At 49.9% G+C, this 23,418-nt stretch carries 19 protein-coding genes; 13 read left to right on the top strand and 6 right to left on the bottom strand.

Going from position 1 to position 23,418, the window contains the following annotated elements:
• Positions 1-3 precede the first annotated feature (3 nt).
• The 4 genes from FCL47_RS18595 to FCL47_RS18580 all read left to right on the top strand — a co-directional run bounded on the left by FCL47_RS18595 (position 4) and on the right by FCL47_RS18580 (position 5,663).
• Positions 4-762, top strand: a complete 759-nt coding sequence (locus FCL47_RS18595) for an ABC transporter ATP-binding protein (protein ID WP_136815141.1) — start codon at positions 4-6, stop codon at positions 760-762.
• A 309-nt stretch (positions 763-1,071) separates the two neighbouring features.
• Entirely contained in the window at positions 1,072-3,087 is a 2,016-nt protein-coding gene (locus FCL47_RS18590; protein WP_136815140.1) for a PAS domain S-box protein, read from the top strand.
• Positions 3,084-3,821, top strand: a complete 738-nt coding sequence (locus FCL47_RS18585; protein ID WP_136815139.1) for a PAS domain-containing protein — start codon at positions 3,084-3,086, stop codon at positions 3,819-3,821. Before FCL47_RS18590 ends, FCL47_RS18585 begins: the two co-directional genes overlap by 4 nt.
• 33 nt (positions 3,822-3,854) lie before the next feature.
• Positions 3,855-5,663: a sigma 54-interacting transcriptional regulator gene (locus FCL47_RS18580; RefSeq protein WP_136815138.1), complete on the top strand. Its 1,809-nt coding sequence runs from the start codon at positions 3,855-3,857 to the stop codon at positions 5,661-5,663.
• 112 nt (positions 5,664-5,775) lie between these two features.
• On the opposite strand, the gene FCL47_RS18575 is transcribed toward FCL47_RS18580, so the two are convergent.
• Together FCL47_RS18575 and FCL47_RS18570 are read right to left on the bottom strand one after the other, a co-directional pair.
• Entirely contained in the window at positions 5,776-7,161 is a 1,386-nt protein-coding gene (locus FCL47_RS18575; RefSeq protein ID WP_136815137.1) for an ammonium transporter, read from the bottom strand.
• Between the two features lie 33 nt (positions 7,162-7,194).
• The gene (locus FCL47_RS18570; protein ID WP_136815136.1) at positions 7,195-7,533 is read right to left on the bottom strand and encodes a P-II family nitrogen regulator; all 339 of its coding nucleotides are present in this window, start codon (positions 7,531-7,533) and stop codon (positions 7,195-7,197) included.
• Positions 7,534-8,097: 564 nt separating this feature from the next.
• Here FCL47_RS18570 and FCL47_RS18565 point away from each other — a divergent pair.
• The 9 genes from FCL47_RS18565 (at position 8,098) to FCL47_RS18525 (ending at position 20,356) form a co-directional block, all read left to right on the top strand.
• On the top strand, positions 8,098-8,388 hold the full coding sequence (locus tag FCL47_RS18565) for a hypothetical protein (RefSeq protein ID WP_136815135.1): 291 nt from the start codon (positions 8,098-8,100) through the stop codon (positions 8,386-8,388).
• A gap of 6 nt (positions 8,389-8,394) precedes the next feature.
• Positions 8,395-8,763 (top strand): hypothetical protein, encoded by a 369-nt coding sequence (locus FCL47_RS18560; protein ID WP_136815134.1) that lies wholly within the window; start codon positions 8,395-8,397, stop codon positions 8,761-8,763.
• A gap of 145 nt (positions 8,764-8,908) precedes the next feature.
• The gene (locus tag FCL47_RS18555; RefSeq protein ID WP_136815133.1) at positions 8,909-9,259 is read left to right on the top strand and encodes a DMT family protein; all 351 of its coding nucleotides are present in this window, start codon (positions 8,909-8,911) and stop codon (positions 9,257-9,259) included.
• A gap of 18 nt (positions 9,260-9,277) precedes the next feature.
• Positions 9,278-9,439 carry a YqaE/Pmp3 family membrane protein gene (locus FCL47_RS18550; RefSeq protein WP_136815132.1) on the top strand — a complete coding sequence of 54 codons (162 nt, stop codon included), beginning with the start codon at positions 9,278-9,280 and terminating at the stop codon, positions 9,437-9,439.
• A 629-nt stretch (positions 9,440-10,068) separates the two neighbouring features.
• A complete protein-coding gene (locus FCL47_RS18545; protein WP_167496558.1) occupies positions 10,069-12,144 on the top strand; it encodes a PAS domain S-box protein in 2,076 nt (691 codons plus the stop codon).
• Positions 12,145-12,224: 80 nt separating this feature from the next.
• Positions 12,225-13,922, top strand: a complete 1,698-nt coding sequence (locus FCL47_RS18540; RefSeq protein WP_136815130.1) for a sigma-54-dependent Fis family transcriptional regulator — start codon at positions 12,225-12,227, stop codon at positions 13,920-13,922.
• 395 nt (positions 13,923-14,317) lie between these two features.
• The gene (locus FCL47_RS25725; RefSeq protein ID WP_136815129.1) at positions 14,318-18,862 is read left to right on the top strand and encodes a choice-of-anchor O protein; all 4,545 of its coding nucleotides are present in this window, start codon (positions 14,318-14,320) and stop codon (positions 18,860-18,862) included.
• 252 nt (positions 18,863-19,114) lie between these two features.
• Positions 19,115-19,486, top strand: a complete 372-nt coding sequence (locus tag FCL47_RS18530; protein ID WP_136815128.1) for a hypothetical protein — start codon at positions 19,115-19,117, stop codon at positions 19,484-19,486.
• A 219-nt stretch (positions 19,487-19,705) separates the two neighbouring features.
• Positions 19,706-20,356 carry a glutathione S-transferase family protein gene (locus FCL47_RS18525; RefSeq protein ID WP_136815127.1) on the top strand — a complete coding sequence of 217 codons (651 nt, stop codon included), beginning with the start codon at positions 19,706-19,708 and terminating at the stop codon, positions 20,354-20,356.
• Between the two features lie 75 nt (positions 20,357-20,431).
• Here FCL47_RS18525 and FCL47_RS18520 read toward each other — a convergent pair whose 3' ends face one another.
• Genes FCL47_RS18520 through FCL47_RS18505 form a run of 4 tightly spaced genes read right to left on the bottom strand, consistent with a single transcriptional unit; the run spans position 20,432 to position 23,288 of the window.
• Positions 20,432-20,677, bottom strand: coding sequence for a glutathione S-transferase N-terminal domain-containing protein (locus tag FCL47_RS18520; protein WP_136815126.1), 246 nt, complete (start codon positions 20,675-20,677; stop codon positions 20,432-20,434).
• A 40-nt stretch (positions 20,678-20,717) separates the two neighbouring features.
• Positions 20,718-21,488, bottom strand: a complete 771-nt coding sequence (locus tag FCL47_RS18515; RefSeq protein ID WP_136815125.1) for an ABC transporter permease — start codon at positions 21,486-21,488, stop codon at positions 20,718-20,720.
• On the bottom strand, positions 21,485-22,390 hold the full coding sequence (locus tag FCL47_RS18510; RefSeq protein ID WP_136815124.1) for an ABC transporter ATP-binding protein: 906 nt from the start codon (positions 22,388-22,390) through the stop codon (positions 21,485-21,487). The genes FCL47_RS18515 and FCL47_RS18510 overlap by 4 nt, the downstream gene beginning before the upstream one ends.
• Positions 22,391-22,409: 19 nt before the next feature.
• A complete protein-coding gene (locus FCL47_RS18505) occupies positions 22,410-23,288 on the bottom strand; it encodes a hypothetical protein (RefSeq protein ID WP_136815123.1) in 879 nt (292 codons plus the stop codon).
• Positions 23,289-23,418 lie beyond the last annotated feature (130 nt).

The raw sequence follows: 23,418 nt of genomic DNA, 5'->3' as shown, positions 1-23,418 counted from the left end.
CCCATGCTCCGCACCGAAAACCTTACTTTCGCCTATGGCGACCGACTAATCCTCGAGAATTTAACCGTACGCATGACGGCCAGTCAACTGGTTGCCATTCTCGGGGTCAATGGCTCCGGAAAATCGACCTTATTGAAAAACCTCAACGGCCTGCTGCAACCGAAATACGGTACCGTCCTGGTAGATGGACATGAACTGGCCGCCATGAGCGGACGCGATGTGGCGCGACATATTGGCTATATGCCGCAAAAAACCACCCCGGAATCCTGCACCGTTTTCGATGCCGTCCTGCTGGGTCGTAAACCCCACATTACCTGGAAGGCCGGCAAAAGAGATCTTCGCATCGTCACTGACACCCTGCACCGTCTTGGCCTGGAAGATTATGCCCTTCGTCGGACCACAGAACTCTCCGGCGGGGAACTGCAGAGGGTCGTGATTGCCAGAGCGCTGGCCCAGGAGCCGAAAATTCTCCTGCTTGATGAGCCGATAAGCCACCTTGATATCAGGAACCAGCTGGAAACCATGCGCGTCCTCAAGAACATCACCCAAGAAATGCAGCTGACCGTGGTCGTCGTCATCCACGATCTGAGTATGGCCCTGCGTTTTGCCGACCAGTTTGTCCTGTTAAAAAAAGGTCGACTTTTTGCCGCCGGCAACCGACAGATCATCACCGCGGCAACCATTAAAGAGATCTATCAAATTAACGCTGAAGTCTTTAATATATCAGGAATCCCGGTAGTTGTGCCGACGAGTGTCCATTAATAATTTAACAAAATCCACGTTGCGCGTCTGACAATCTTTACCTGCATCTTTGATCAGCCTCCGAATATTCCCCTAAAACAGTGTCACCATCGACGTTTTCTCATCCGAGCAGGCCGTGCTCTATTCAACAGCACCTCATCTCGGCAGGCATAAGTACTCTTGACGAAAGGAGTACCTTTATGGTCGTATAAACTACGAGAGACCGACAGCAGGAATTCCGTAGCCAGCCGAAAAAGCGTACGTTTCGATAACGTTTCAACCGGCCCGCCCTGGTTTGAATTCACCCACCATCCAAAAAGGAGGGTACGAATGACAAGACCGCTGACGAAAAGAGATGCCGAAGCCCTCAAGCTGTTTCAGCACCGCAACAGATTGCTGACCAGCATCAGGGAACACAGTCTCCTTGATCCAGAAGAACAGAGTTATGCCTGCATTTTCCAGCGATGCTGCGAAATACTCACCGACGCCTTTCACTGCGATGGCGTCTGGGCCGGAGATATCGACAAGGAAAAGGGCAGCCTTATTGTGTTTGCTTCCTCCCCGCCAAATCCCGAAGCAGATTCTTCGACAAGAAACAGCCTTGCCCAACTCCTGACCCAACGCTTTGGCGAAAATCTTCAGTCCTTTACCGCACCACTCTTGTTGCAGTTAGACGAAAACGACTATCCGGGGACCGATTCCTGCGGCCTGCATTGCATGGTCTGGCCGGTCGGATATCAGCAGCGGATCTATGGTTTTGTAGTAATGCACTGCCGCGAACAGATCAACATCTGTGAGCTGAAGAATGAGTTTATCTGTCACGTTATCGACGATATAGCCCTCGCACTCTTTTCCCAGGATACCGCGTTGAAACTCAAGGTCGAACGGGATTTCAACAAGGAGATCATTGACTCTATCCAAGCACTGATGGTGAGCATCAGCCCCTGCGGCACAATTGTCTCCTTCAACAAGAGAGCCGAGCAGATCACCGGCTACAAAGAGCAGGAAATACTTGAAAAGTACTGGGTCGATGTGATGATTTCACCCCGCAGGAGACTCGAATTTCAACAGCTCTTTTCAGAAACACTGAGAGGTCCACAGATCAATATCAATTTTACGGCACCACTCCTCACCAAGGACGGCACAGAGCGCTTTATAAGCTGGCACGGTTCGATTCGGCATAATATCGACCAGGGAAAAGTCGGCATCGTGATGCTCGGAATCGATGAGACAAAAAACCTGGCTGCGGACCAACAGTTGAATATGTTCACCGCGCGGTGGGAGAAAATCTTCATAGCCATTCAGGACCCCGCCCTGGTGGTCTCCAATGATTATCAAATCCTTGAAGCAAATCCCGCGACCTGCGCCGCCGCGAAAAAACGGAGAACTGAAGTGATAGGCAAAAATATCTGTGATATTCTTCATGGCGGGCACAGCAGCGGCAACCAATGCCCGGTGGAACAGTTGATCGGCCACCAGCAAACCCGGATATCGGAAACCGAACTGCATGGCCTGCATGGCACATACATGCTGACAGTCAGTCCGCTCGTCGAAGAAAACGGCGATATCAACGCCACGCTGCTGGTTGCCCGCAACCTTACTGCGGAAGAGGTTCTGCGCGCAGAATCGATTCGAGCAGCCCAACTGGCAGCGATCGGCGAACTTGCCTCCGGGGTTGCCCATGAGATCAATAACCCCATTAACGGCATCATCAACTATGCACAAATTATCCTTGATGCCCCGGAAGACCCGGAAGCAACGGACCATCTCCGCAACATCATCAGTGAAGGCAAGCGTATCGCCGGAATTATCTCGAAACTACTGGACTTTGCCCGCCGCCGGGAAGAAATTCTTGCCCCCTCTGCAATCAAAAAAATAATTACCAACAGCCTGCAGCTGGTTGAGCACCTGTTAAAAAAAGACGGAATCATCTGTTCAGTCGATCTGGCCGACCCACTGCCCTCCCTGATGTGCAATGAGCAGCAGCTGCAGCAGGTGATGCTGAATCTGATCAGCAATGCCCGATTTGCCCTCAATGCCAAATACCCGAAACCTTGCCCCGAAAAAAGGCTTGAAATAAAAGGGGTGCTGCACCAACAACGGGACAGTCAGTACATCAGACTGACTTTCACCGATTATGGCGTCGGTATCGAGCCTGAGATTCTCGACAGACTTTTCGACCCGTTTTTTTCCACCAAACCAAAAGGTGAAGGCACCGGGCTTGGCCTCAGCATCAGTCATGGCCTGGTCAGAGACCATGGCGGATATATCAGAGTGCAGAGCAAGCTGGGTGAATGGACCCGGTTTATAATCGATTTACCGATACCAGCTGACAAAGGAACATGATGAAAAGACTACCGCCATGGCTGCTGCTGACAGCTGAATTTATCGTTTTTGCCGGCCTCGTCGCCCTTCTGACTATTCTTGATCATGCCGCCGGGATGAAAATGATGGTAATAGTCATTTGCCTGCTGACTCCTGCGCTTCTGCTGGCAGTAATCTTCACCCTGCGATATGCGACAAAAGAGCAGCAAAACATCACCACGAATCTCAAAAAAGAACTGGATGCCGAAAAACGTGAATATCAGACCATCCAGGCAAAATTCGATGAAGCTATCGAGAAACGGACCTTTGAACTGCAAAGGGTAAACGGTGCGTTAAACAGAGAAATTGCCGAGCGAATCCAGGCAGAAGAAGAAGTTCGTGGCCTGCAGAAGCAGTTGCACCTGATACTGGATTCCGCCGGGGAAGGCATTCTCGGTCTCGACAATCAGGGAAGGGTGATTTTCATGAATAAAGCCGCATCGTTAATGCTTGGATGGGAATCCGAGGAACTCATCGGCAACACCCACCATGAACTCATCCATCACACTCTTCCGGACGGCTCAACCCACCCCGTGGAGATCTGCCCTATTTACATGGCCTACCGGGATGGCCTGGTCCACTACAAGACCGGAGACATCTTCTGGTGTAAAAACGGCACCAGTTTTCCGGTGGAATATGTCAGCACCCCCATCAGGGACCGCGGCATGCTTACCGGAGCAGTTGTGGTTTTTCGCGATATGAACACCTATAAATAAGCCGTAATGCAACTTCAGCCGCTGGGAAATACCATGACCGAAACAGCAACAACAGAGGCAGCAATTCTTATCGTCGACGATGAAATAAGCTTAAGAAACACCTTCAGTATTTTCCTGAAGCGTGCGGGCTACGCAACCGTTATTGCCGTCGGTTCGTTTGAGGAAGCGGTGAAGGAAGTATCGTCGCGGATGTTTGATCTCATAATTTGCGATATCGTTCTGGAAACGCATTCCGGCATCGAACTGCTCAGACGATTCAGGCAACTGGGCGTCACGTGTCCGGTGGTCATCGTCACCGGTTATCCCGAGGTGGAGACAGCCTCGGAAGCCGTCCGCCTGGGGGCATTCGATTATCTGCCAAAACCTGTTGAAAAAGAGGCCCTTCTCAAAACGACAAGACTGGCCATTCGTCAATACCGTCTCGAGCAGGGGAAAAGAGAAGCGGAACTGGCCCGGGAACGCTATCGCCACTTTCTGGAAGCCCTGTTCAAAAGCGTTTCCGACTCCATTATTTCCGTCGATCATGACATGCGTATCCTGAAGATGAATCATGCAGCGAGTGTACTTTTTTGTGCCTTGCAACCCGAACTCCGCGAGGGCGACAATCTCCACAGTATCAATCAAAAGGAGGAGCTGACACAGCTGACGGACAACGTGGCCAAGGTACTGAAAACCGGCATTGAGCTGACCGATCACCGGGTTGAACTGTTTCTGGGAGGCACCTGCAAGGTACTCAGTATCTGCATTTCCCCGCTGGACAATGGAACGGGACAATCCGCTGGTGCAGTACTGGTACTAAGAGACATGACGCCCAAAAAACAAAAAGCCTCACAGAAAAGGAACCATTTTCACAAGATGCTTGGGGCCAGTCCGGCTATGCAAAAGGTCTACCTGCTGCTTGAAAATATTGGCCGAGTTGACACCTCCGTACTCATAACCGGCCCCAGCGGCACCGGCAAAGAGCTGGCGGTGCACGCCCTGCACCAGGAAAGCCCCCGACGCAATCGGCCGCTGGTCATGGTTGATTGCACGGCAATGACCGATACCCTGCTGGAAAGTGAATTGTTCGGCCATAAAAAAGGCGCCTTCACCGGGGCCGAAGAAAATCGCATGGGAAGAATTCTTCAGGCAGATGGCGGCACCTTGTTTCTTGATGAAATCGGCGATATCTCCATGACCATGCAACTCCGCCTGCTGCGCTTTCTGCAGGAGAAGACATTTTATCCGGTAGGCAGCGATAAAGAACTGCAGGTCGACGTCAGGGTAATCGCCGCAACCAATGTCAATCTTAAAGACAAAGTGAAAGCCGGCAGCTTTCGGGAGGATTTATATTTTCGCCTGTTGATTATTGACATCCACCTGCCTCCGCTCAGAGAACGGGAAGGCGACATCCCCCTGCTTACTGAATATTTCATTGGTCTATTCGCCAAGAAATTGCACAAAAAAATTACCGGCATATCCGAACAGGCCCTGGTGCACCTGTGCCGCTATGAATGGCCGGGAAACGTACGACAACTGGAACATGCAATTGAACGGGCCTGCATTCTCTGTCAGGGCACGACAATTTCTTCGGCTGATCTCCCCGATGAGATGCTGGGCCGGAGCAAGATCGACCGGCCCCAAACCATCCCTGAAATTGGTGTGACTGCAGAGAAATCAGGAAATCACCCCCGCCTGTTTACTCCCACAGACGAGGATAAACAAACCACTGAGAAAATACTGGCAGCCTTAAAAAAAGCTGGAGGCAACAAGGCGAAAGCGTCCCGTATTCTCAATATTGATCGCTCAACCCTGTATCGAAAAATGCGCGAGCTGCACATAGATGCGGATATGTTTGGCTGACGGGATGAATAGCCTCCTATCCAAAGGATAAGAAGGCAAAAAAACAAAGGCCCCTCATCTTCGGAATTGAACCGAAGATGGAGGGCCTTTTTAACCTAAGCAATCTTAAAGATTAATATTTGTAAGCAGACTCCCCATGGCTGGTGATATCCAGTCCCTCCCGCTCCTGATCTTCCGGGACTCTTAACCCAATAACCACATCTACCAGTTTATAGGCGACGATAGAGACGACGCCGGACCAGACTATGGTCATGCCAACGCCCCAGACCTGGCTGATCATTTGATCCACCGTAGAATAATCGGCGACTTTGTTGGCTACATAATCGTACACACCAACGCCGCCCAGGGATGGATTGGCAAAAATTCCGGTCAGCAGAGCGCCCAGGATACCGCCAACGCCATGCACACCAAAGACATCGAGAGCATCGTCCGCGCCGAACATACGCTTGAGACCATTTACGCCCCAGAGGCAAACAACACCGGCAGCCAAACCGATAACCAGCGCACCACCTATACCAACCCACCCACACGCCGGGGTGATCGCAACAAGACCGGCAACCGCGCCAGATGCAGCACCGAGCATTGACGGCTTGCCTTTAAGCATCCATTCTGTGAAAAGCCATGACAATGCAGCTGCGGCAGTAGCAGTCATGGTATTGCCAAAGGCAAGGGCAGCAAGACCTGTCGCCTCGAGATTGGATCCGGCATTGAAACCAAACCAGCCAACCCAGAGAAGACATGCACCGATCATGGTCATAGTCAGGCTGTGCGGCGCCATGGATTCTTTCCCGTAACCTACCCGTTTGCCCACCATGAACGCACCGATCAGACCGGCAATAGCCGCATTGATATGAACAACCGTGCCACCGGCAAAATCAATTGCTCCTTTCTGAAAAAGAAAACCGGCAGTCGCTCCAACCTTTGCCGCGGCATCCGCGTCGGTATAGGCGTCTGGACCTGCCCAGAACCAGACCATATGTGCCATTGGCAGATAGGCAAAGGTGAACCACAAGGTAATAAAAGCAAGCACTGCGGAAAATTTCATCCGTTCGGCAAAGGCTCCGAGAATCAGCGCCGGGGTTATAGTTGCGAAGGTTGCCTGAAAAAAGATATATACAAATTCAGGAATAACGACACCTTTACTGAAAGTTGCGGCAACCGAATCAACAGTCACCCCTTTCAGCAGAATTTTACTGAATCCTCCGAAAAAGGCATTGCCTTCGGTAAAGGCAAGACTGTAGCCGTAAATAACCCAGAGGACAACACAGAGACAGAAAACCGTAAAAACCTGCATCAGCACTGAGAGCATGTTTTTGGTCCGAACCAGGCCGCCATAAAACAAAGCCAGGCCTGGAATGGTCATAAGAGCAACCAGGACAGTCGAAACGAGCATCCAGGCAGTATCCCCTTTATCGGGGACTGGAGCATCAAGAGCGAAGGCATCACCGGCAAGATGAACGGCGAACACCACAAAGACAAAGGTTAGAAGATATTTCATAGCGTTTTTCATGGAAAAAGGTCCTCTCAAGGTTCAGATTGCATCAAAACCGGTTTCTCCGGTGCGGATACGCATTACTTGTTCGAGATCGTACACAAAAATCTTGCCGTCACCGATCTTACCCGTGTAAGCAGCCTTGGTTATTGTTTCGATTACCTGGGATAACTGATCATCGGCAATGGCCGCTTCAATTTTAATTTTCGGCACAAAATCAACAACATATTCCGCGCCTCGATAAATCTCGGTATGCCCCTTCTGGCGTCCAAACCCTTTGACTTCAGACACAGTCAAGCCACTGACACCGACGGCAGTGAGGGCCTCGCGGACACCTATTAATTTATAGGGCTTAATAATTGCGGTTACAAATTTCATTACCCGATCCTCCTGCAGACAGCCCGCCTGGACGAAGGAAGACTGCCTCTATGATGACTCTGCACATCAATATACCGACGCCGGATGCAGACGTTCCCTGCATCCATCGGTTGATATTTTTGACGAAATGCTCCTGGCATCACTTTAATTTTACCTCCTCACTGTTGTTAACGGGTTTTTCTGATATAATAGTTAGGTAAGTGTTACGACTCACTCCTTATTGAGCAAAAGGAGTGCCATTGACTGATATATTTAATATTTTATAATAATACAATACAGTTAGTGCCACACGATCAGAAAACCAAGGCCGATTCCAACAGGATTTTTCAATACATTTATGTAATTTTTTACAGCAATGCATGACGTTTTTGTTGGTTAAAACCGATTAACACCAACCGACAAACAAACCAGCCAGGCAGCCTCGTTCGATTTTCTCCTCCATCTTTTTCTGCCCGGGCGGCGCATAAACTCAGCGACAAACAGAAAACACACAGTGAACGAAAACTAGTGGACAATCACGAGAGACTGCTTACATAGCGAAACATAACTATGATTATGCAGACAATGGAATTTGCAGACATAACCGGCATCAAACTGCAGGAGCTCCTAATGTCGGCGCACTCGGCAGTTGGGACCATAACGGCAGGCGAAGCGATGCGTGCACAGAATCTCCAATGCAGGGAAAAATCTTATCCAACGCAGTCCGCCGAAAAAACGCCGCCAACCCTGTCTAACCAAGGCGGTTTTCAGGTCGGCAAGGTCAGTTTCCACACACCGTTCTGCCCTTTGCCGTTTCGCTCTTTGAATTTCATGATGACAATTAAAAATCGCCACAACTTGCTTTTTACCGGGTGAAAATAAATGAAGAAATCAACAAAAGCCGCCTTATTATCTGCATTTGCATTTCCCGGTATCGGGCATATGTATTTAAAGAGGTATATCTCCGGCCTCATTTTAATTGGCGCCTCGTTATTTGGGCTCTACTCTATGATAGCCACAACACTGGAGAGTGCTTTGCAGATAGCCGAAAAAATTCAGGGCGGGTCTGGTCAACCGGATGTGGCAGCAATTGCAGATGCAGTCGCAGAACAACTGATCGAAACAGGAAGTGGCGCGTATCCAGCCGGGATTGCTTCGGCTATATTTATAATCTGCTGGATAATCGGCATTATTGATTCTTACAGAATCGGCCGTGCTCAAGAGAAAAATAAAGCACGAGTTGAGATATAAATCCGCAGGAGACGGACAGATATACCTTGCATGTTTGGGATCTGTGCAATTAAATCCACCCCGGACAAATGTGACAAACAGGCTCCTGCGCAACACGGGAGAGCCCCCCAAACCAGATTAATCAACACAGCAGGCAGGGCAAGGTATGCGACCATTAGCAATCTCCATATGTTTACTCTTTTGCAGCAATATTTTCATGACGTTTGCCTGGTATGCGCATCTGAAAGAATTAAATAACAAGCCATGGATAATTGCCGCTTTTGTAAGCTGGGGAATCGCTCTGCTTGAGTATCTCCTGCAAGTCCCGGCAAACAGGATTGGCTATACCGTTTTGAACGTGGGGCAGTTGAAAATAATGCAGGAAGTCATTACGCTTTCGGTTTTTGTCCCGTTTTCAGTAATGTATCTCAAAGAGCCTTTGAAACTAGATTATTTATGGGCAGGAATATGCCTTGTCGGCGCCGTTTTTTTTATGTTCCGCAGCAAGTTTGTTTAATAAAAACAGAGGAATTACATGGAACTGATCAAAATTGTAGTCGCAATTATTCTGCCACCTTTAGGGGTATTCCTGCAGGTTGGCATCGGTAAACACTTCTGGATTAACATTTTATTAACGATCCTCGGCTATATACCCGGAATCGTTCACGCTGTATGGGTGGTTGCGAAAAATAAGTAAAACCCCCTTCTTTTGATCGAACCTGACAGCTGCATCTTCCCTGACAAAGGGAAGCTATCGCTGGTCTGCCTGAAGAAAATCAAGACGCAGCACGGACACACACTGTATTTGTTTGTGCGAAAGACCCCACATGCTCAATTTGACAGTCAGACTTATGCTCATTTTTCCCTTTGCCTGGAAGCCGCTTTATCACCTCCACAATGCGCTCAGGCACGTCGCATCCCTGGCAATCCATTATACCGACCAGGTCTTTGCGTCCACTATGACAATCGAGACAGCTTACATATTGAGCCGGTGCTGCAAAAGACCCTGCGTTACAGCGCTATTCGGCGCACTCATGGAATAGCCTAAATGTTTTTGCGGCTGGAACCTGGACGCCTGCATACCGGTGCTTAAGATGGTGGCCGACAAGCCATGACATACAACCACGAATGGTGCAGTCACGCGACACAGCAAGGATTTCTTGCAAATCCTGACCACCTAGTCCGTTAAAGGAATCCGGCACGCTGTTACAGCGAAACTCCTTGTTGAGGCTGAATTAATAAGGTAGGATCAGGAGAATGTGCAGGGTGATTTTGGTCGCCAGACAACTGGATTTTGCTTTAAACCGATTTCCCCAGGAGTTTTCGATGAAAGTCAAACGGGAAAACGCCCTCGAAAGAATTTACAGCCACCTTGTATTGGTAGGGGCTGTATTCGTTATCCTCTATTGGTTTATTGAAGCCGCTGTCCACAGCTGGTTCTTTGATGGGGGATCTTTTTTACTCCATGTGACTCACCCTGACAAGCATGAAATTTGGATGCGCCTGATCGTTGTGGCCCTGCTGATCATCTTCAGCCTCTACGGCCAGAATATCATCAACCGGCTCAGGCGGACAGAGGCAGCACTCATCGAACGTGAAAAAGATTCCCTGCGAATTTTAGAAAACAACCCTGCGGCCATCGTTCTGGTCGACTGCGAATCCCGCCAGATTACCTACGCCAACAACAATGCATTAAATTTGATCGAAACGACCGTAACCGGATTACAGGGGAAGGTATGCCATAATTACCTTTGCAGGACACAAAAAGGGCAATGCCCGATCCTGGATTTGGGTCAGCGAATGGACCTTTCGGAGCGTGAACTTCTCACCAAAGAAAAAACCGTCATTCCCATCCTTAAAAGCGTGACAAAAATTCAATACCAAGACAAACCGCACCTCCTGGAGGCCTTCTTCGATATCTCCGAACAGAAAAAAATGCAGCAGGCCCTCCGTCAGGCGCACGCCGAATTAGATCAGATTTTCCAGACCGCCACGGTTGGAATGCGGCTGATCGACAGCGACTTCAACATCTTAAAAATAAATCAAACCTTTGCTGAGTTGTCAGGAGTAGCCCCGGAAGATGCAGTCGGCAAAAAATGCTTCGAAATCTTTGCCGGCAGCATGTGTCACCAGGAAGATTGCCCACTGCAGAAGGTGTTAGACGGACAACAACTGTCAGATTACGAAGTGAGTAAAATCCGCTCCGACGGCTCTGTCCTCATCTGCAATCTCACGGTTACGCGATTTGAGGGGGTCGATGGCATGATTGGCGTTGTAGAGGCCTTCAAGGACATTACCGAGCTGAAAAAGATCCAGCATGCCCTCCAGTCGGAACACGACCGCCTCCATGGCATCCTCTTCCATCAGTTCGAAAGTGTTGGTATTATTTCCGACCAATACCATTTGGAATATCAGAATGAATTGCTGAAGCAACAGACAAACGGAAGAACTCCATGTCACTGCTACGAGGTTTTTCGTGACAGAGTTGCGCCCTGTGACGAATGTTTCATGCAAAAGGCGTTTGCCTCTGCAAAAATCCAACGTTTCGAGTTTGACTCCATTTCCGGTCATAGTTTCCAGCATACCTATACGCCGTTTGTCGACAACAAGGGCCAAAACAAGGTAGTGGTTTCTCGGCGCGATATCTCCGAACGCAAAGCTTCCCTGGCAATGGCGATCAGCTCCGAGCGTCTTGCGGCACTGGGAGAACTGGCCGCCGGGGTCGCTCATGAAATCAACAACCCCATCAACGGCATCATTAACTACGGCCAGATGCTGGTCAACAAAACGAAGCACGAAGATCCACTGAACACAATAGCCAGCCGAATTATCAAAGAAGGAGATCGGATTGCCGCAATCGTTGCCAGCCTGCTCTCTTTTTCCCGACGGGAAAACGAAAAGAACAGCTTAGTCAGCATCAGAGAACTGCTCCAGGAGTCGCTGACGCTGACCGGAGCCCAGTTAAAAAAAGATGGCATTGCGCTCTCTGTCAACATGGCCGAAAACCTTTTTCCGGTAGCAGCCATCGGTCAGGAAATTGAGCAGGTTTTCCTGAACATTATCAACAACAGCCGCTATGCTCTGAACGAAAAATATCCACAGAGCGGGGACCGGAAGAAGCTGGATATCAATGTAAGCATCGTTTCGACCAGCAATGATGATATCGTGGTGAGGACCTGTTTCAAGGATTACGGAACCGGCATCCCGGCCGATCTGATTGAAAAAGTTGTCGACCCTTTTTTTTCCACCAAGCCAAAAGGCAAGGGTACTGGCCTGGGTTTAACCATCAGCCGAAGGATTATCGAAAACCACAGTGGGACAATTGATATCGACAGTATTGCCGGGGAGTACACTGAGGTTACAGTTGATTTTCCCGCCCAATGCGGCAAAGAACCGAGCTAAAGGAAAAATTTTCCGAATACCCTTAATGTTGGGCAGGAGCTTCTTGGTGAATTTTTTTCTCAGCTAAAGCAGGACTGACTATGACCAAAAAAATTCTGGTAGTCGATGATGAAGAAAGCATCCGATTTACATTCCGGTCTTTTCTCACTGAAGAGGGGTATGAAATAGCAACAGCGGCTAATTATGGTGAGGCTGTAGCCCTTATGGCGCATGCCAAATTTGATCTTTTGTTTATCGACATCATCATGGAGGGGAAAACCGGCATCGACCTGCTCCGCACCATAAAAACAGGAAATCCCAATGCCCAGGTCATAATCATCACCGGGGCCCCAAGCGTTGATACGGCAACAGAAGCCCTCAGACTTGGAGCACTTGACTATATTGTCAAACCTATTCGCCAGAACGAGCTGATCAAAGCTGCCAGATTTGCACTTCGCCATAAACAGCTGTCCGATGAAAAAGACCGTTGCAATTCCAACGTTGAGACGATTTTCAAAAGCGTGAGAGACGGTATTATTACCGTGGATGAACATATGCGGGTGGTGGATGTCAACACAGCAGCCATGAAGCTCTGCGGCTTCCGGACCGATGATGCGCCGGGAGGATTGCTGCCGACAATGACCGGGGGGTGCGGGGGTTCTTGTGTCGATGTTTTAAAGGAAATCCTGGCTACCAGAAAAGCGGTTGGGCTGCGCCATATCGAGTGCCGGCGGAAAAACATGCAGAAACAGATCATCAGCATCAGTGGTTCGCCCATGATCGATCACATGAATCTTTTTACCGGCTGCGTTATGGTTCTGCGCGACGAAACCCGGCTGTTCCATCTGGAACAGAATGTCAAGGAAGACAGGGCCTTCAACCGATTGATCGGCACCAGCATGCAGATGAAAAAGGTGAAAGACTTGATCAAAGCTCTGGCGGGGGTGCAGACGACAGTATTAATAATCGGCGAAAGCGGCACGGGGAAAGAGCTTGTCGTCGAGGCCCTGCACAGTGCCGGTGATCGTTACAACAAGCCACTGGTGAAAGTCAATTGTGGCGCCCTGGCCGACAGTATTCTGGAAAGTGAGCTTTTTGGCCACGTCCAGGGAGCTTTTACCGGGGCAATCCTCAACAAGATCGGCAGGTTTCACCTGGCCGATGGCGGCATCATTTTTTTGGACGAAATAGGAGATATTTCCCCGAAAATGCAGCTGCAATTGCTGCGAGTCATCGAGACCATGTCTTTTGAGCAGGTAGGGAGTTCTAAAACACAACGGGTGGATGTCCGTGTCGTTGCAGCCACCAACAAGAATCTTGCCCAAAAAGTTGCAATCGGAGAATTCCGCAAGGACCTCTACTATAGATTGAAAGTTGTCCAGCTCAACCTGCCCCCGCTCAGAGAGCGTAAGGATGATATCCCCCTGCTCACCAGCCATATGATTGAGAAATTCAACCATAAATTCAAAAAAAAGATCAAGGCGGTTTCATCAGATGTTACAAAACTCTTTCTCCTGCATACATGGCCGGGGAACGTCCGCGAACTCGAGAATACCATCGAGCACGCCTTTATTCTCTGCAACCAGAACGTGATCACCGTTTCCCACCTGCCCATCGAATTTCAAAACCAGTTCTGTGGACCCTCTACATTCAACAACCTGAACCAGGACCTGGAAGCCCAATCCATCGAACGGGCCCTGGAACAAACCGAAGGCAATAAGGCAAAAGCCGCCAGAATGCTGAGCATGAGCCGCCGGACAATTTACCGCAAGATGGATAAATACAAGATTACGGGATAAGACAGAATCCCCTGTTTTCCCGGCAGCAATTTGCTCCCTTTTTGTTTACCCACGAAAGCTGTGTGCGCAAGTGACACATTAACGTGTGTCATCTACTGTGCCATGACGCATCTTTGGTTCAGCCTGTCTTCCTCCCCCAAGCAACCCTCCTCAACATAAAAAAACAAAACTTCAGTCAGTTGCATCGATATTCTCCCAATCCCAGAGACTGCTCAGGACTTGGCACGACTATTGTAATGTTAGGGTTATCGCTTGCTATGATTTACCACGTATTGGGTGATGTCTGTGCCAAATCGAATACCTAAACGACCAGGCAGAGCATCTGCTCAAATACTTCTTAATCACATTAACCATCCCCGCGAATTTTTATGACCGGGGCACTAAGGGAGGGAGTGATGAAATCGATCAGATGGTTACTAACCTTGCTGGCGCTGCTGCTTATTGCAGGCAGTTACTTGCCGTCACAGGCTGACTGGGTACCAGTTGAAGACACACTGGAGATTAACCAGGGAGCGCCTTACATCAGTGGCGATCACGCCAAAGTCCAAGTCACAATTACGAACAAGTCTGGGAGCAACGTTGAAGGAACGTTGCGCCTGTCATTTACGCTACAGGATGGTGCATTTCCAACTCCCGACAACGCAAAAAAAGCCGGTGAAGAAGGCAATGACCCAACGCCCTACTTCGATATCGAGACCCTTCAGAAAGATTTATTTGAAGGTGAAGATGACGTGCAGGAAGTCGCTTATGTAGATATGGAATTCAGCGTCGAATCGCTCAAGACTTTTTTCAACGTTGATGCTTCGAATCAACTGACCAGCGAACAGCTTGCATCAATTCCTACGCATTACACCTTACAAATTCAACTCAATGACGAGTCTCTTCTCTCGGAAATCTTCCGCAAGAAGATCTCCAAAAATCCGGAGTTTTACAGCGGCGAGGCCGGCATCCAGGTCATGCCGGTATATGTACCGGCCAGGGATACTAAAGATCGGCCATATATACGTGACTCGGCCGGGGAGTTGATGGTCTGCTGTGATGCAGACGGTGAACCTTTTGGCAAATGTACTGAAATCTGTGGCAGTGATGACAGCCCGCCATACGCCAAAGTCAAACCCCTCATCGTCACCTACCTGCAGGAAGAAGAGGATGCACCGTTTGACAACGTTCCCTGCTATGATGCCGATGGAGACGGTACAGCCGATGGTGGCCTGCGCCACGCCCATGACGTCTATTCAGCCGTCAGCCTGGATGATGGCCTGACCTGGAAGCGCAAGAATATTTCCAGAACTGCCTCTAAATCCTCATTTACCATGGAAACCTGTGATGGTAAAAAGCTTGAGTATCCCGGTGATTCCGAATCACGGGACATGGCGGTAGTCGGAAATTACGCGCTTGTCACCTGGGTCGACAAGTACTGCCGCAGCGGTAATCCATGGGACCTCGCTGAAGAGGAAGATGTCTATCAGGCGACCGGTACTCAGAAATCAGTGGATTACCTGGATGTAACGGGAGACGAAGATCCCCGCCCAGACCTCGGCGTGCGCCCCTTCTCCTGCCTTTGGGCGGCCAGAGGCGTCTTGGAGCTGAACCAGGACAGCCCTGATTACGGCACCATCGTCTGGTACAATGCCGAGCAGTTGTCCGTTGGCCGCAGGGATGCTATCCGCAACTTTACTGCGACCATGGATCCAGTCTATGGCACTGACGCCAAGGCCATAGCAGACACCGGCGGCTTTGCCGTTGTCTGGCAGGAAGACATCAAAGGGTTGAAAACAGGCAAGGGTCGCGGCCCCGGGGCTGGAATGTCCGGAGCCTCCGTCAATCACAAAACTGACGTCTGGTACAGTTATATCAAATGGGCAGACTTTGCTGCCATCGATCCGGATTTCATTGCCTCCGAAGGCGGAGATGATGCCGATCCATCTGGTGATTCAGATGGCTATACCGAATACATTTGTCCTGAATGCGGCTATGTCTATGATCCAGACGCCGGTGTCGGTGCAATAGGCGACGAAGATTACATTGCTCCGGGGACCAAGTTTGTCGACCTGCCCGCTAACTGGGTCTGCCCGGTGGATGGTACCCCAAAAAGTTCGTTCGTCAAAGACTCCCAACCCCATGCACTCAACCTCCTGTCGACGCCGGTGCCGCTCACCGACAACGCTGTCTGTCGGGATCGAACTCCGGAACCTGTCATGGGTCATACCCATAAAGATGTCGATGCTGATGGCCTCGCTATTGACTGTGTCTATTATTATGAAGGTGGAACCACCAATGAGCCGCTGTTATGGAGCGAATTGCCGGATGACTGGCAATGTCCCAAGTGCGGAAGAACGAAAGATACGTTTAAGGAAGAAGCAGAGCTTATAAAATATCGCAACGAGGGAGGCCCTTATTGCGACCAGTTTGCCACCAATCCTCGTGTCGATGGGGACGGCAACTATATCAGCCCGGGCACGGATGCGTACGCAGTAGCCTACTACACTCAGAACGGCGAATGGCAGGATATCGATAAAAAGCCTGTTTATGGTACCGCCATGTTCAACGATGGAATTGCGACAATCGATGGCACACGCGTCTACTGGAGTGGCGAGCCTCTGGATGGTAATACTGGTGCATCCCGGCCTAATCTCTCCCTGGTAAACTACAACAACCAGACCTTAGCCCTCATTGCCTATGAGGAGACGAAAGGCGTCGGTGCCGGCAGCGACAAGCAGGCCGCAGCCATGGAACAGAAAGCACCCTACCCCCTGGTGAAAATGGATGATGGTACCTGGGAAGCTGGTGCTACCAATTCCGACTGCCGAAGCTGCCACTACCAGAACGTGGTGCCGCGCGACCGGTTGATCCCCAAAAATAATCAAACAGACTGCGAAGCCGCGGCAGGAACATGGGTTGCTGGACTGGAAGCCTATTATCCCTACACCGGGTATCCGTTTATAACTGAAGAGCCTGTTTCTGAGCTGCCTGCAGATGTCAGTATCTATAAACCTGGAACGGAAACCGTGAACGCTGTTCCCTGCGTCAAATATTTTGGTGGCAAAGAGATGGTAGCCAGAGATTTGCCAAAACCTGCGGACGGTTATAACGATCTTCCCGACCATATGCCGGGCTGGCATCAGGCGGCGCTGGACTGCACCTCATGCCACCTGCCCTATAACACCAAGGACCTGGATAAAGACACTGTCGTAGACCGTGACGACTTGTGCCTGGGGACTCCGGAAGGCGAGGTGGTTGTGCTCGATTCAACAAGTAGCGACTATGGTTGTTCTGAAACCCAGGACCCTGAGTCTAAGGACAACAACAAGGATGAGCCGGACCGCTATCGTCACGGGAAAAACATTTACTACCACCACTTCCCATTTGCCGAGCCTGTAGCCATCGCCCATGGCGACCAGATCAACCTTGAAAACAAGTTCGGATGGAGTGAGCAGGGGGATGTATACGAGAATGCCCGACGCGTGAGGGTGGTACCTAATGCAGCCGGCTATAGTGCCTTAACTGAAGAGAGTGTATTTCTCGGCCTGCTCTACAAGGAGGGTAAAGACGGCCAGGGAGCTCCGGCCGATGCAATACTGCGGCTGTTCCACGGTGGTTTTGATGTGGAAAATATGGACCCAGTACCGTTGAACATGAGCTCTTCGACCCCGGTATGGTTCCAGGATCCTGCAGATGCTGGCAATGAAGACGGCACCGGCGACAACTCGTCCGGTGACGGCAGTGGGGACCTGATTGGCGGCAACCATAATACGCCCCATATTGAGTATTTTTACTGGAAAAATGACAACCTCTACGACCCCAGTGGATTCTGGCTGGAAGACGACAACGGCGAAAAGACATGGAAAAGCGATGACTACACCCCGATTATTCGGGCCAATCCTTTCGAGAATGTTTTCTCCACCCGCCTGGCAATTTTCGGCGATACCCTGGTTACCGGCTTTGCCCACTGCGCCAACTGGTCGGCCGGCAAAAACGCCAAAGACCATTACGATTTCTATATACGGGTATCCAAAGACAAAGGCACAACATGGACTCTGCCTGTCAATGTATCCCAGTTAAAGAACCATGAAGAATCAGTCTCTGACTGCCGGGTAATCCTCACACCCAAGGATATATATCCAGACTATCCCGCAGTACCTGGTACACGGGATGAAATGGCTATCGCAAAAGATATTGATGGGCCTGGTGATATCAACAATGAAAATGTCCTCTTTGTAGCAGTGGGCACCAAAGAGAATATCCCACAACCCAATCCCAGCGAGGACGAGATCGACGAGAACGAGGTATTCCTGGATCTTTTCTACTCTAAAGTCACCCTCACAGGCACCAAGGGGGGGGACGATGGGGATTTGACCTTGTGGTTTGAAACCTACAGCAAGGAAAATCCAAAGCATGAGACCGACTGTGCGGATAACAACTGTCTCGAATTCCTCGATGCTTATTTTGGATTTGAGACTGCCCTGGCGGAACACTGCGATGACGATGTTTGCATCCCCAACGAACCAAACCCGGCATACCCGGAATTCATTCAGGAGTTTGACTGGATGGCCAAAGGTGATGCCAACCAGGGTGATGTTCAGCTGTGCAGCAATCCTTTCGGATCAAGGATTTTCACCATCTGGGAACAGGAACTGCCCATGGTCGATGAAGATGGAATGAACCACTTTCAGGGAGCGGACGTCTGGTTCCGCAAGATATCTTATCCCGACCCCGAGGCCGCCTCCGATGGCGATGTAGACGGTGACGGCGATACAGATTGGGACGATGGCACCCTGATCCAGCAGAGTATCGGCACCACAGCCTATGACGCTGATTTTCTGTGGACAGCTGACTATGTGCCCGATCTGCGGATTACCGGGCAAGACTACAGTCGCTGGAAAGTACAGTACACCGAGGACATGCTCAAAAAGCAGCGAAAGCAATGGAAATCAAAATAGCATTGTAAACCGTTAACCTTGTACCCTGCGGGAGTCGGTTTTCCCGCAGGGTCTACCCGCAGGAATGTAAAGAGATTTAGCTGCAGACGGCCTTATCTCCACCAGCGACTGTATTATACCTTGCGATCAGAAGCGACGATGAAACTGGTTAAATGATAGAATCAACCTCGATTATTGTCGCGGAGGATATTATTGTTACTGATGATGAAATATACAATTCCGAGTTGAGAGCTAACAGGGCCCGAATACAAGATGAAACTACTCGCCAGTCAGCCACAAGGTAAAAGTTGGATTGTTTTGCAATCAATCTTTACAAGTCTACTCATTTGCTTCAGCTTGGCCTTCTCTTCCTGTTCAACCCACTTCTATAAAATTACCGGCAACAACGTAACCCTGTATCTTGAAAAACCTTCAGCCAAAAGCGTTTTATTCTTCAGCTCGCTAAATGGCTATGCAGGCCTAAAGCTTGCCCAGCATGAAGGATTATGGGAATTGACCGTACCTGCTGATAAACCTTTTAAATATTTTTACGAGGTTGATGGCGAAGTCTTTCTCCCCTCCTGTCCCATGAAGGAAAAGGATGACTTTGGCTCGGAAAACTGCATTTTTGAGCCAGAATCGTAGCCTCTGTTTCAGAGGTATCTTTAACAGGTAAAATCCATCATGTTGCCATGATATCGCATTTCAGCCAGCCACCTGCCAGTTGGCAGTTAACCACCAATACCCAATGACAATACACTTGTCATTGGGTATTGTTTTTTTACGGACCAAAGCAATGCAGAGAAGATAACATCCATGGCACCCTGCCGTGCCGGATTTCACCTGATAAGAAGAGGAGCAAAAATGAAATTAATCATCGGCAACAAAAATTATTCATCCTGGTCGTTGAGGGCATGGCTGCTGCTTGCCGCAAAAGATCTCCCCTTTGAGGAAGTAAGAATCCCCCTCTGTATGGAGAATACAGAGTCCGCGATAGCAGAATACACCGCTGCCGGCAAGGTACCTGTCCTCATTGATAACGACCTTACCGTCTGGGATTCTCTGGCCATATGCGAGTATATCTCGGAACAATATCTGGACGGCAATGGCTGGCCTGCTGACGCGGAAGAAAGAGCCGTGGCACGATCATGCTGCGCGGAGATGCATTCGGGTTTTTTCACCCTTCGCGAAGCAATGCCGATGAACTGCCGCGCAGTAAACCGCCGTGTACCCATGACCGCTGAACTGCAGGAGGACATCTCCCGCATTGACAGTCTCTGGACCTGGTTACGAGAAAAACATGCCCCGCGCGGCCCCTGGCTTTTTGGGGAATTTTCCATAGCAGACTGCATGTTTGCCCCTGTTGTCTTTCGGTTTTCGACCTACAACACCGCGGTTTCGGACATTTCCCAAAATTATATACAGACTGTACTTGAGCATCCGAAAATACAGCTCTGGCGGGAACAGGCCAAAGGCGAAGTCGAGACAATCGAGGGTGAGGAAGTTGGCATGTAGTGCCTCGCCAAACAAGATATCAGAGCCTCCCGTCGTTTCCCGGGGAAGCTCTGATGTAAAAAATATCGGTTAAAATCACTTACCGGCATTTTTTTTGAGATACGCAATGATATCATCGCTCTCATACATGGAGGTATCGCCATCGATCAGAAAGGGAACCATATAGTCACCGCCGACCTTCACCACCACATCCGCGCCAGGAGTCCCCGAGGCCGCATTGACTGTGGCAAAATCCTTTCCCTCTTCCAGCCCCATTTGTCGCGCGGCCCGCAAAACCTTCTGGCAGAATGGGCACGTGGCACTTAAGTATAGTTGAACCATTTACTCACCTTTTGGTAGATTTATTATAAATATTAAACGATTAAGCTCGAATGCCGACCCCTTTCTTCAACAGGGACAGAGTGAACAAAAAAAGCACCACAGAAAACAACAGCAGCATCCCCAGCCCCAGCCAGACATTACTGTCGGCAATCCCTAGAAAACCATAACGAAATCCGCTGATCATATACACAACGGGATTAATCCGGGACAGGTCCCGCCAGAATTCCGGCAGCAGGGAGATGGAGTAAAATACCCCGCCGAGATAGGTCAGCGGGGTAATAACAAAGGTCGGGATGATCGAGATATCGTCAAAACTCCTGGCGAAAATTCCATTGATCATGCCGGCCAGGGAAAAGACAAAACTGGTGAGCAGGGCAAAGAGAAGGATAAACGGCACATGAAAAAGAGGCAGCCTGACAAAAACAAGGCTGACCAGCGACACCAGCATGCCGACACACAGCCCGCGCGTCATCCCTCCGGAGATATAGCCAAGGACCATCACCCAGTTTGGTGTCGGGCTGACGAGCAATTCTTCGATATTGCGCTGGAACTTGGTGCTGAAAAAGCTGGAGACGGTATTGGAGTATGAATTGGTGATAATAGACATCATAATCAGCCCCGGGGCGATAAAGGCCATATAGTCATAGCCGCCGATAGCACCGATTTGCGAGCCGATAAAACCGCCGAAGATAATAAAATAGAGGGTGATCGTAATCACCGGCGGCACCAGTGTCTGCACCCAGATCCTGAATATGCGGATCATTTCCTTTCTGGCAATGCTGGTAAAAGAGATCCAGTTTCGACGCATCATTCCACCATCTCCAGGAAGAGTTCTTCCAGCCGGTTTGATTTATTGCGCATACTGTCGACAACTATATTCTGGCTGTCAAGATGAATGAAGATATGATTCATTGATTGCGTCCTGTTCTTGGTCACTTTAATCGTCGTTTCATCGACCAGGGAGAACTCGACGTTTTCAAGCGGCATAATTTCTGTTACGGGGTTCTTGGTATCGAAAAGAAATGTTTCCTTATCGAGCTTGCGCAGCAGCTCCCGTTTGCTGGTATTCTCGACGATTTTCCCGCGGGCGATAATCGCGATCTGGTTGCAGAGCTGTTCGGCTTCTTCAAGATAATGGGTGGTAAGAATAATCGTCCGACCCTCACGATTGATTTCCTCCAGAAAATCCCACATGCCCCGGCGCATTTCCACATCGACTCCCGCCGTGGGTTCATCAAGGATCAGCAGTTTGGGGTCATGGACAAGGCCGCGGGCGATCATCAGCCTGCGCTTCATGCCGCCGGAAAGCTCACGGGCGGCCACATTGCGTTTCTCCCAGAGTCCGAGTTTTCTGAGGTATTTTTCCGATCTGCGCAACGCCTCCCGACGGGGGATGCCATAGTAGCCGGCCTGCTGGGTGACGATATCCTGCACTTTTTCAAAGATCGAAAAGTTGAACTCCTGGGGCACAACCCCGATCAGACGTTTGGCTGCCGGAAAATCTGCATCGATATCAACCCCGAACACGCGGATTTTGCCGGACGTTTTAGTAACAAGAGAGGTAATAATACCGATTGTGGTGGTTTTTCCGGCCCCGTTCGGACCAAGAAGACCAAAAAACTGACCTTCCTGCACATCCAGGGACAGGCCACTGAGCGCTTCGAAGCCGCCTTTGTACTTTTTATGTAAGTCGGCGATGGATAAGGCAAACATAGTTTATAATATGAGAGAGTTACTGAACAAGTTTGACAAAATAATCGACAATCTCTTCGGCCAGCCTTCGCCCTTCCAGTGCAGATATCTGCACAATACCCGTCGGGCAGGTGATATTGATTTCAGTCAGCTGTTCGTCGATCAGGTCAAGGCCGGTAAAATGGATACTGTGCTGCAGCAGCCAGGGTCCGACTTCGGCGATGATTTGCTGCTCTTTAGGCGTTAGTTCGGTCTGCAGCGCGTCGCTGTTGGCAAAATTGGCATGGTAGCCTTTTTTGGGTCGCCGCATGGCGGCACCAAGAAATCTATCGCCAAGCAACATCACCCGTTTGTCACCTTTATGCACATTTTCAAGAAACTCCTGCACCATCACCGGCTGTTTGCCTCCCCCGGTAAACGAGGTAACCAGAGCCTGATCGGACGGTTCTATCTTCTGGACGGATTTGCCCTGAAAGCTGTCGAGAGATTTAATAACGCACGTGCCATGTCTGGCCACGAAATCGCCTATCACCTGAGGATTTGAGCTGACCAGGGTGGACGGCATGTATTTTCTAAAAGGCAGGGCAATCAGCTTTTCATTGAAATCGCGGAGCGAGGACGGACTGTTCACCACCAGCGATCCGGCAAGAGACAGCAGCTGGGTCGCATAATGAAAGGCCAGGTCGTATGGCGGTTCTTTGCGCATCAGGATCAGGGCGTACTCCTGAAGCGCTTTTGCCCCCTTCCGGCCTGCTGCGTCGGTCGCCAGTACCGCAGCGTGGGTCTCAAAAAAAAGATCTTCAATTGTCGCAGTATCGACATCGATACCCGACTCCCTCGCCTGCCGGATAATCGCCAGTGAGGTATCCGTTTTCGACACAAGCCCCTCAATGGGGTCGAGTACAACTAACCATTGCAAAATAAGTCCTCCGTTGACGGCAGATATTCAAACACACCGTATCCCCACCATGCTGACCGGGGACACGAGAAGATCCATACGAAATCCATACTATAACCATAACACGTTGCGGCACAATTCAATTTATTGC

Source organism: Desulfopila sp. IMCC35006, from assembly GCF_005116645.1.
In the GTDB taxonomy this organism is placed as follows: domain Bacteria; phylum Desulfobacterota; class Desulfobulbia; order Desulfobulbales; family Desulfocapsaceae; genus Desulforhopalus_A.
Note: the sequence above shows the minus strand (reverse complement) of the source record. Positions and strands in the feature narration are given on the sequence as shown.

Coding starts and splice junctions, on each gene's coding strand:
- FCL47_RS18565 (WP_136815135.1), top strand. CDS start 8,098: ATGGAATTTGCAGACATAACCGGCATCAAACTGCAGGAGCTCCTAATG.
- FCL47_RS18515 (WP_136815125.1), bottom strand. CDS start 21,488: ATGATGCGTCGAAACTGGATCTCTTTTACCAGCATTGCCAGAAAGGAA.
- FCL47_RS18545 (WP_167496558.1), top strand. CDS start 10,069: ATGAAAGTCAAACGGGAAAACGCCCTCGAAAGAATTTACAGCCACCTT.
- FCL47_RS18555 (WP_136815133.1), top strand. CDS start 8,909: ATGCGACCATTAGCAATCTCCATATGTTTACTCTTTTGCAGCAATATT.
- FCL47_RS18580 (WP_136815138.1), top strand. CDS start 3,855: ATGACCGAAACAGCAACAACAGAGGCAGCAATTCTTATCGTCGACGAT.
- FCL47_RS18530 (WP_136815128.1), top strand. CDS start 19,115: ATGAAACTACTCGCCAGTCAGCCACAAGGTAAAAGTTGGATTGTTTTG.
- FCL47_RS18560 (WP_136815134.1), top strand. CDS start 8,395: ATGAAGAAATCAACAAAAGCCGCCTTATTATCTGCATTTGCATTTCCC.
- FCL47_RS18585 (WP_136815139.1), top strand. CDS start 3,084: ATGATGAAAAGACTACCGCCATGGCTGCTGCTGACAGCTGAATTTATC.
- FCL47_RS18595 (WP_136815141.1), top strand. CDS start 4: ATGCTCCGCACCGAAAACCTTACTTTCGCCTATGGCGACCGACTAATC.
- FCL47_RS18590 (WP_136815140.1), top strand. CDS start 1,072: ATGACAAGACCGCTGACGAAAAGAGATGCCGAAGCCCTCAAGCTGTTT.
- FCL47_RS18550 (WP_136815132.1), top strand. CDS start 9,278: ATGGAACTGATCAAAATTGTAGTCGCAATTATTCTGCCACCTTTAGGG.
- FCL47_RS18540 (WP_136815130.1), top strand. CDS start 12,225: ATGACCAAAAAAATTCTGGTAGTCGATGATGAAGAAAGCATCCGATTT.
- FCL47_RS25725 (WP_136815129.1), top strand. CDS start 14,318: ATGAAATCGATCAGATGGTTACTAACCTTGCTGGCGCTGCTGCTTATT.
- FCL47_RS18575 (WP_136815137.1), bottom strand. CDS start 7,161: ATGAAATATCTTCTAACCTTTGTCTTTGTGGTGTTCGCCGTTCATCTT.
- FCL47_RS18525 (WP_136815127.1), top strand. CDS start 19,706: ATGAAATTAATCATCGGCAACAAAAATTATTCATCCTGGTCGTTGAGG.
- FCL47_RS18570 (WP_136815136.1), bottom strand. CDS start 7,533: ATGAAATTTGTAACCGCAATTATTAAGCCCTATAAATTAATAGGTGTC.
- FCL47_RS18510 (WP_136815124.1), bottom strand. CDS start 22,390: ATGTTTGCCTTATCCATCGCCGACTTACATAAAAAGTACAAAGGCGGC.
- FCL47_RS18520 (WP_136815126.1), bottom strand. CDS start 20,677: ATGGTTCAACTATACTTAAGTGCCACGTGCCCATTCTGCCAGAAGGTT.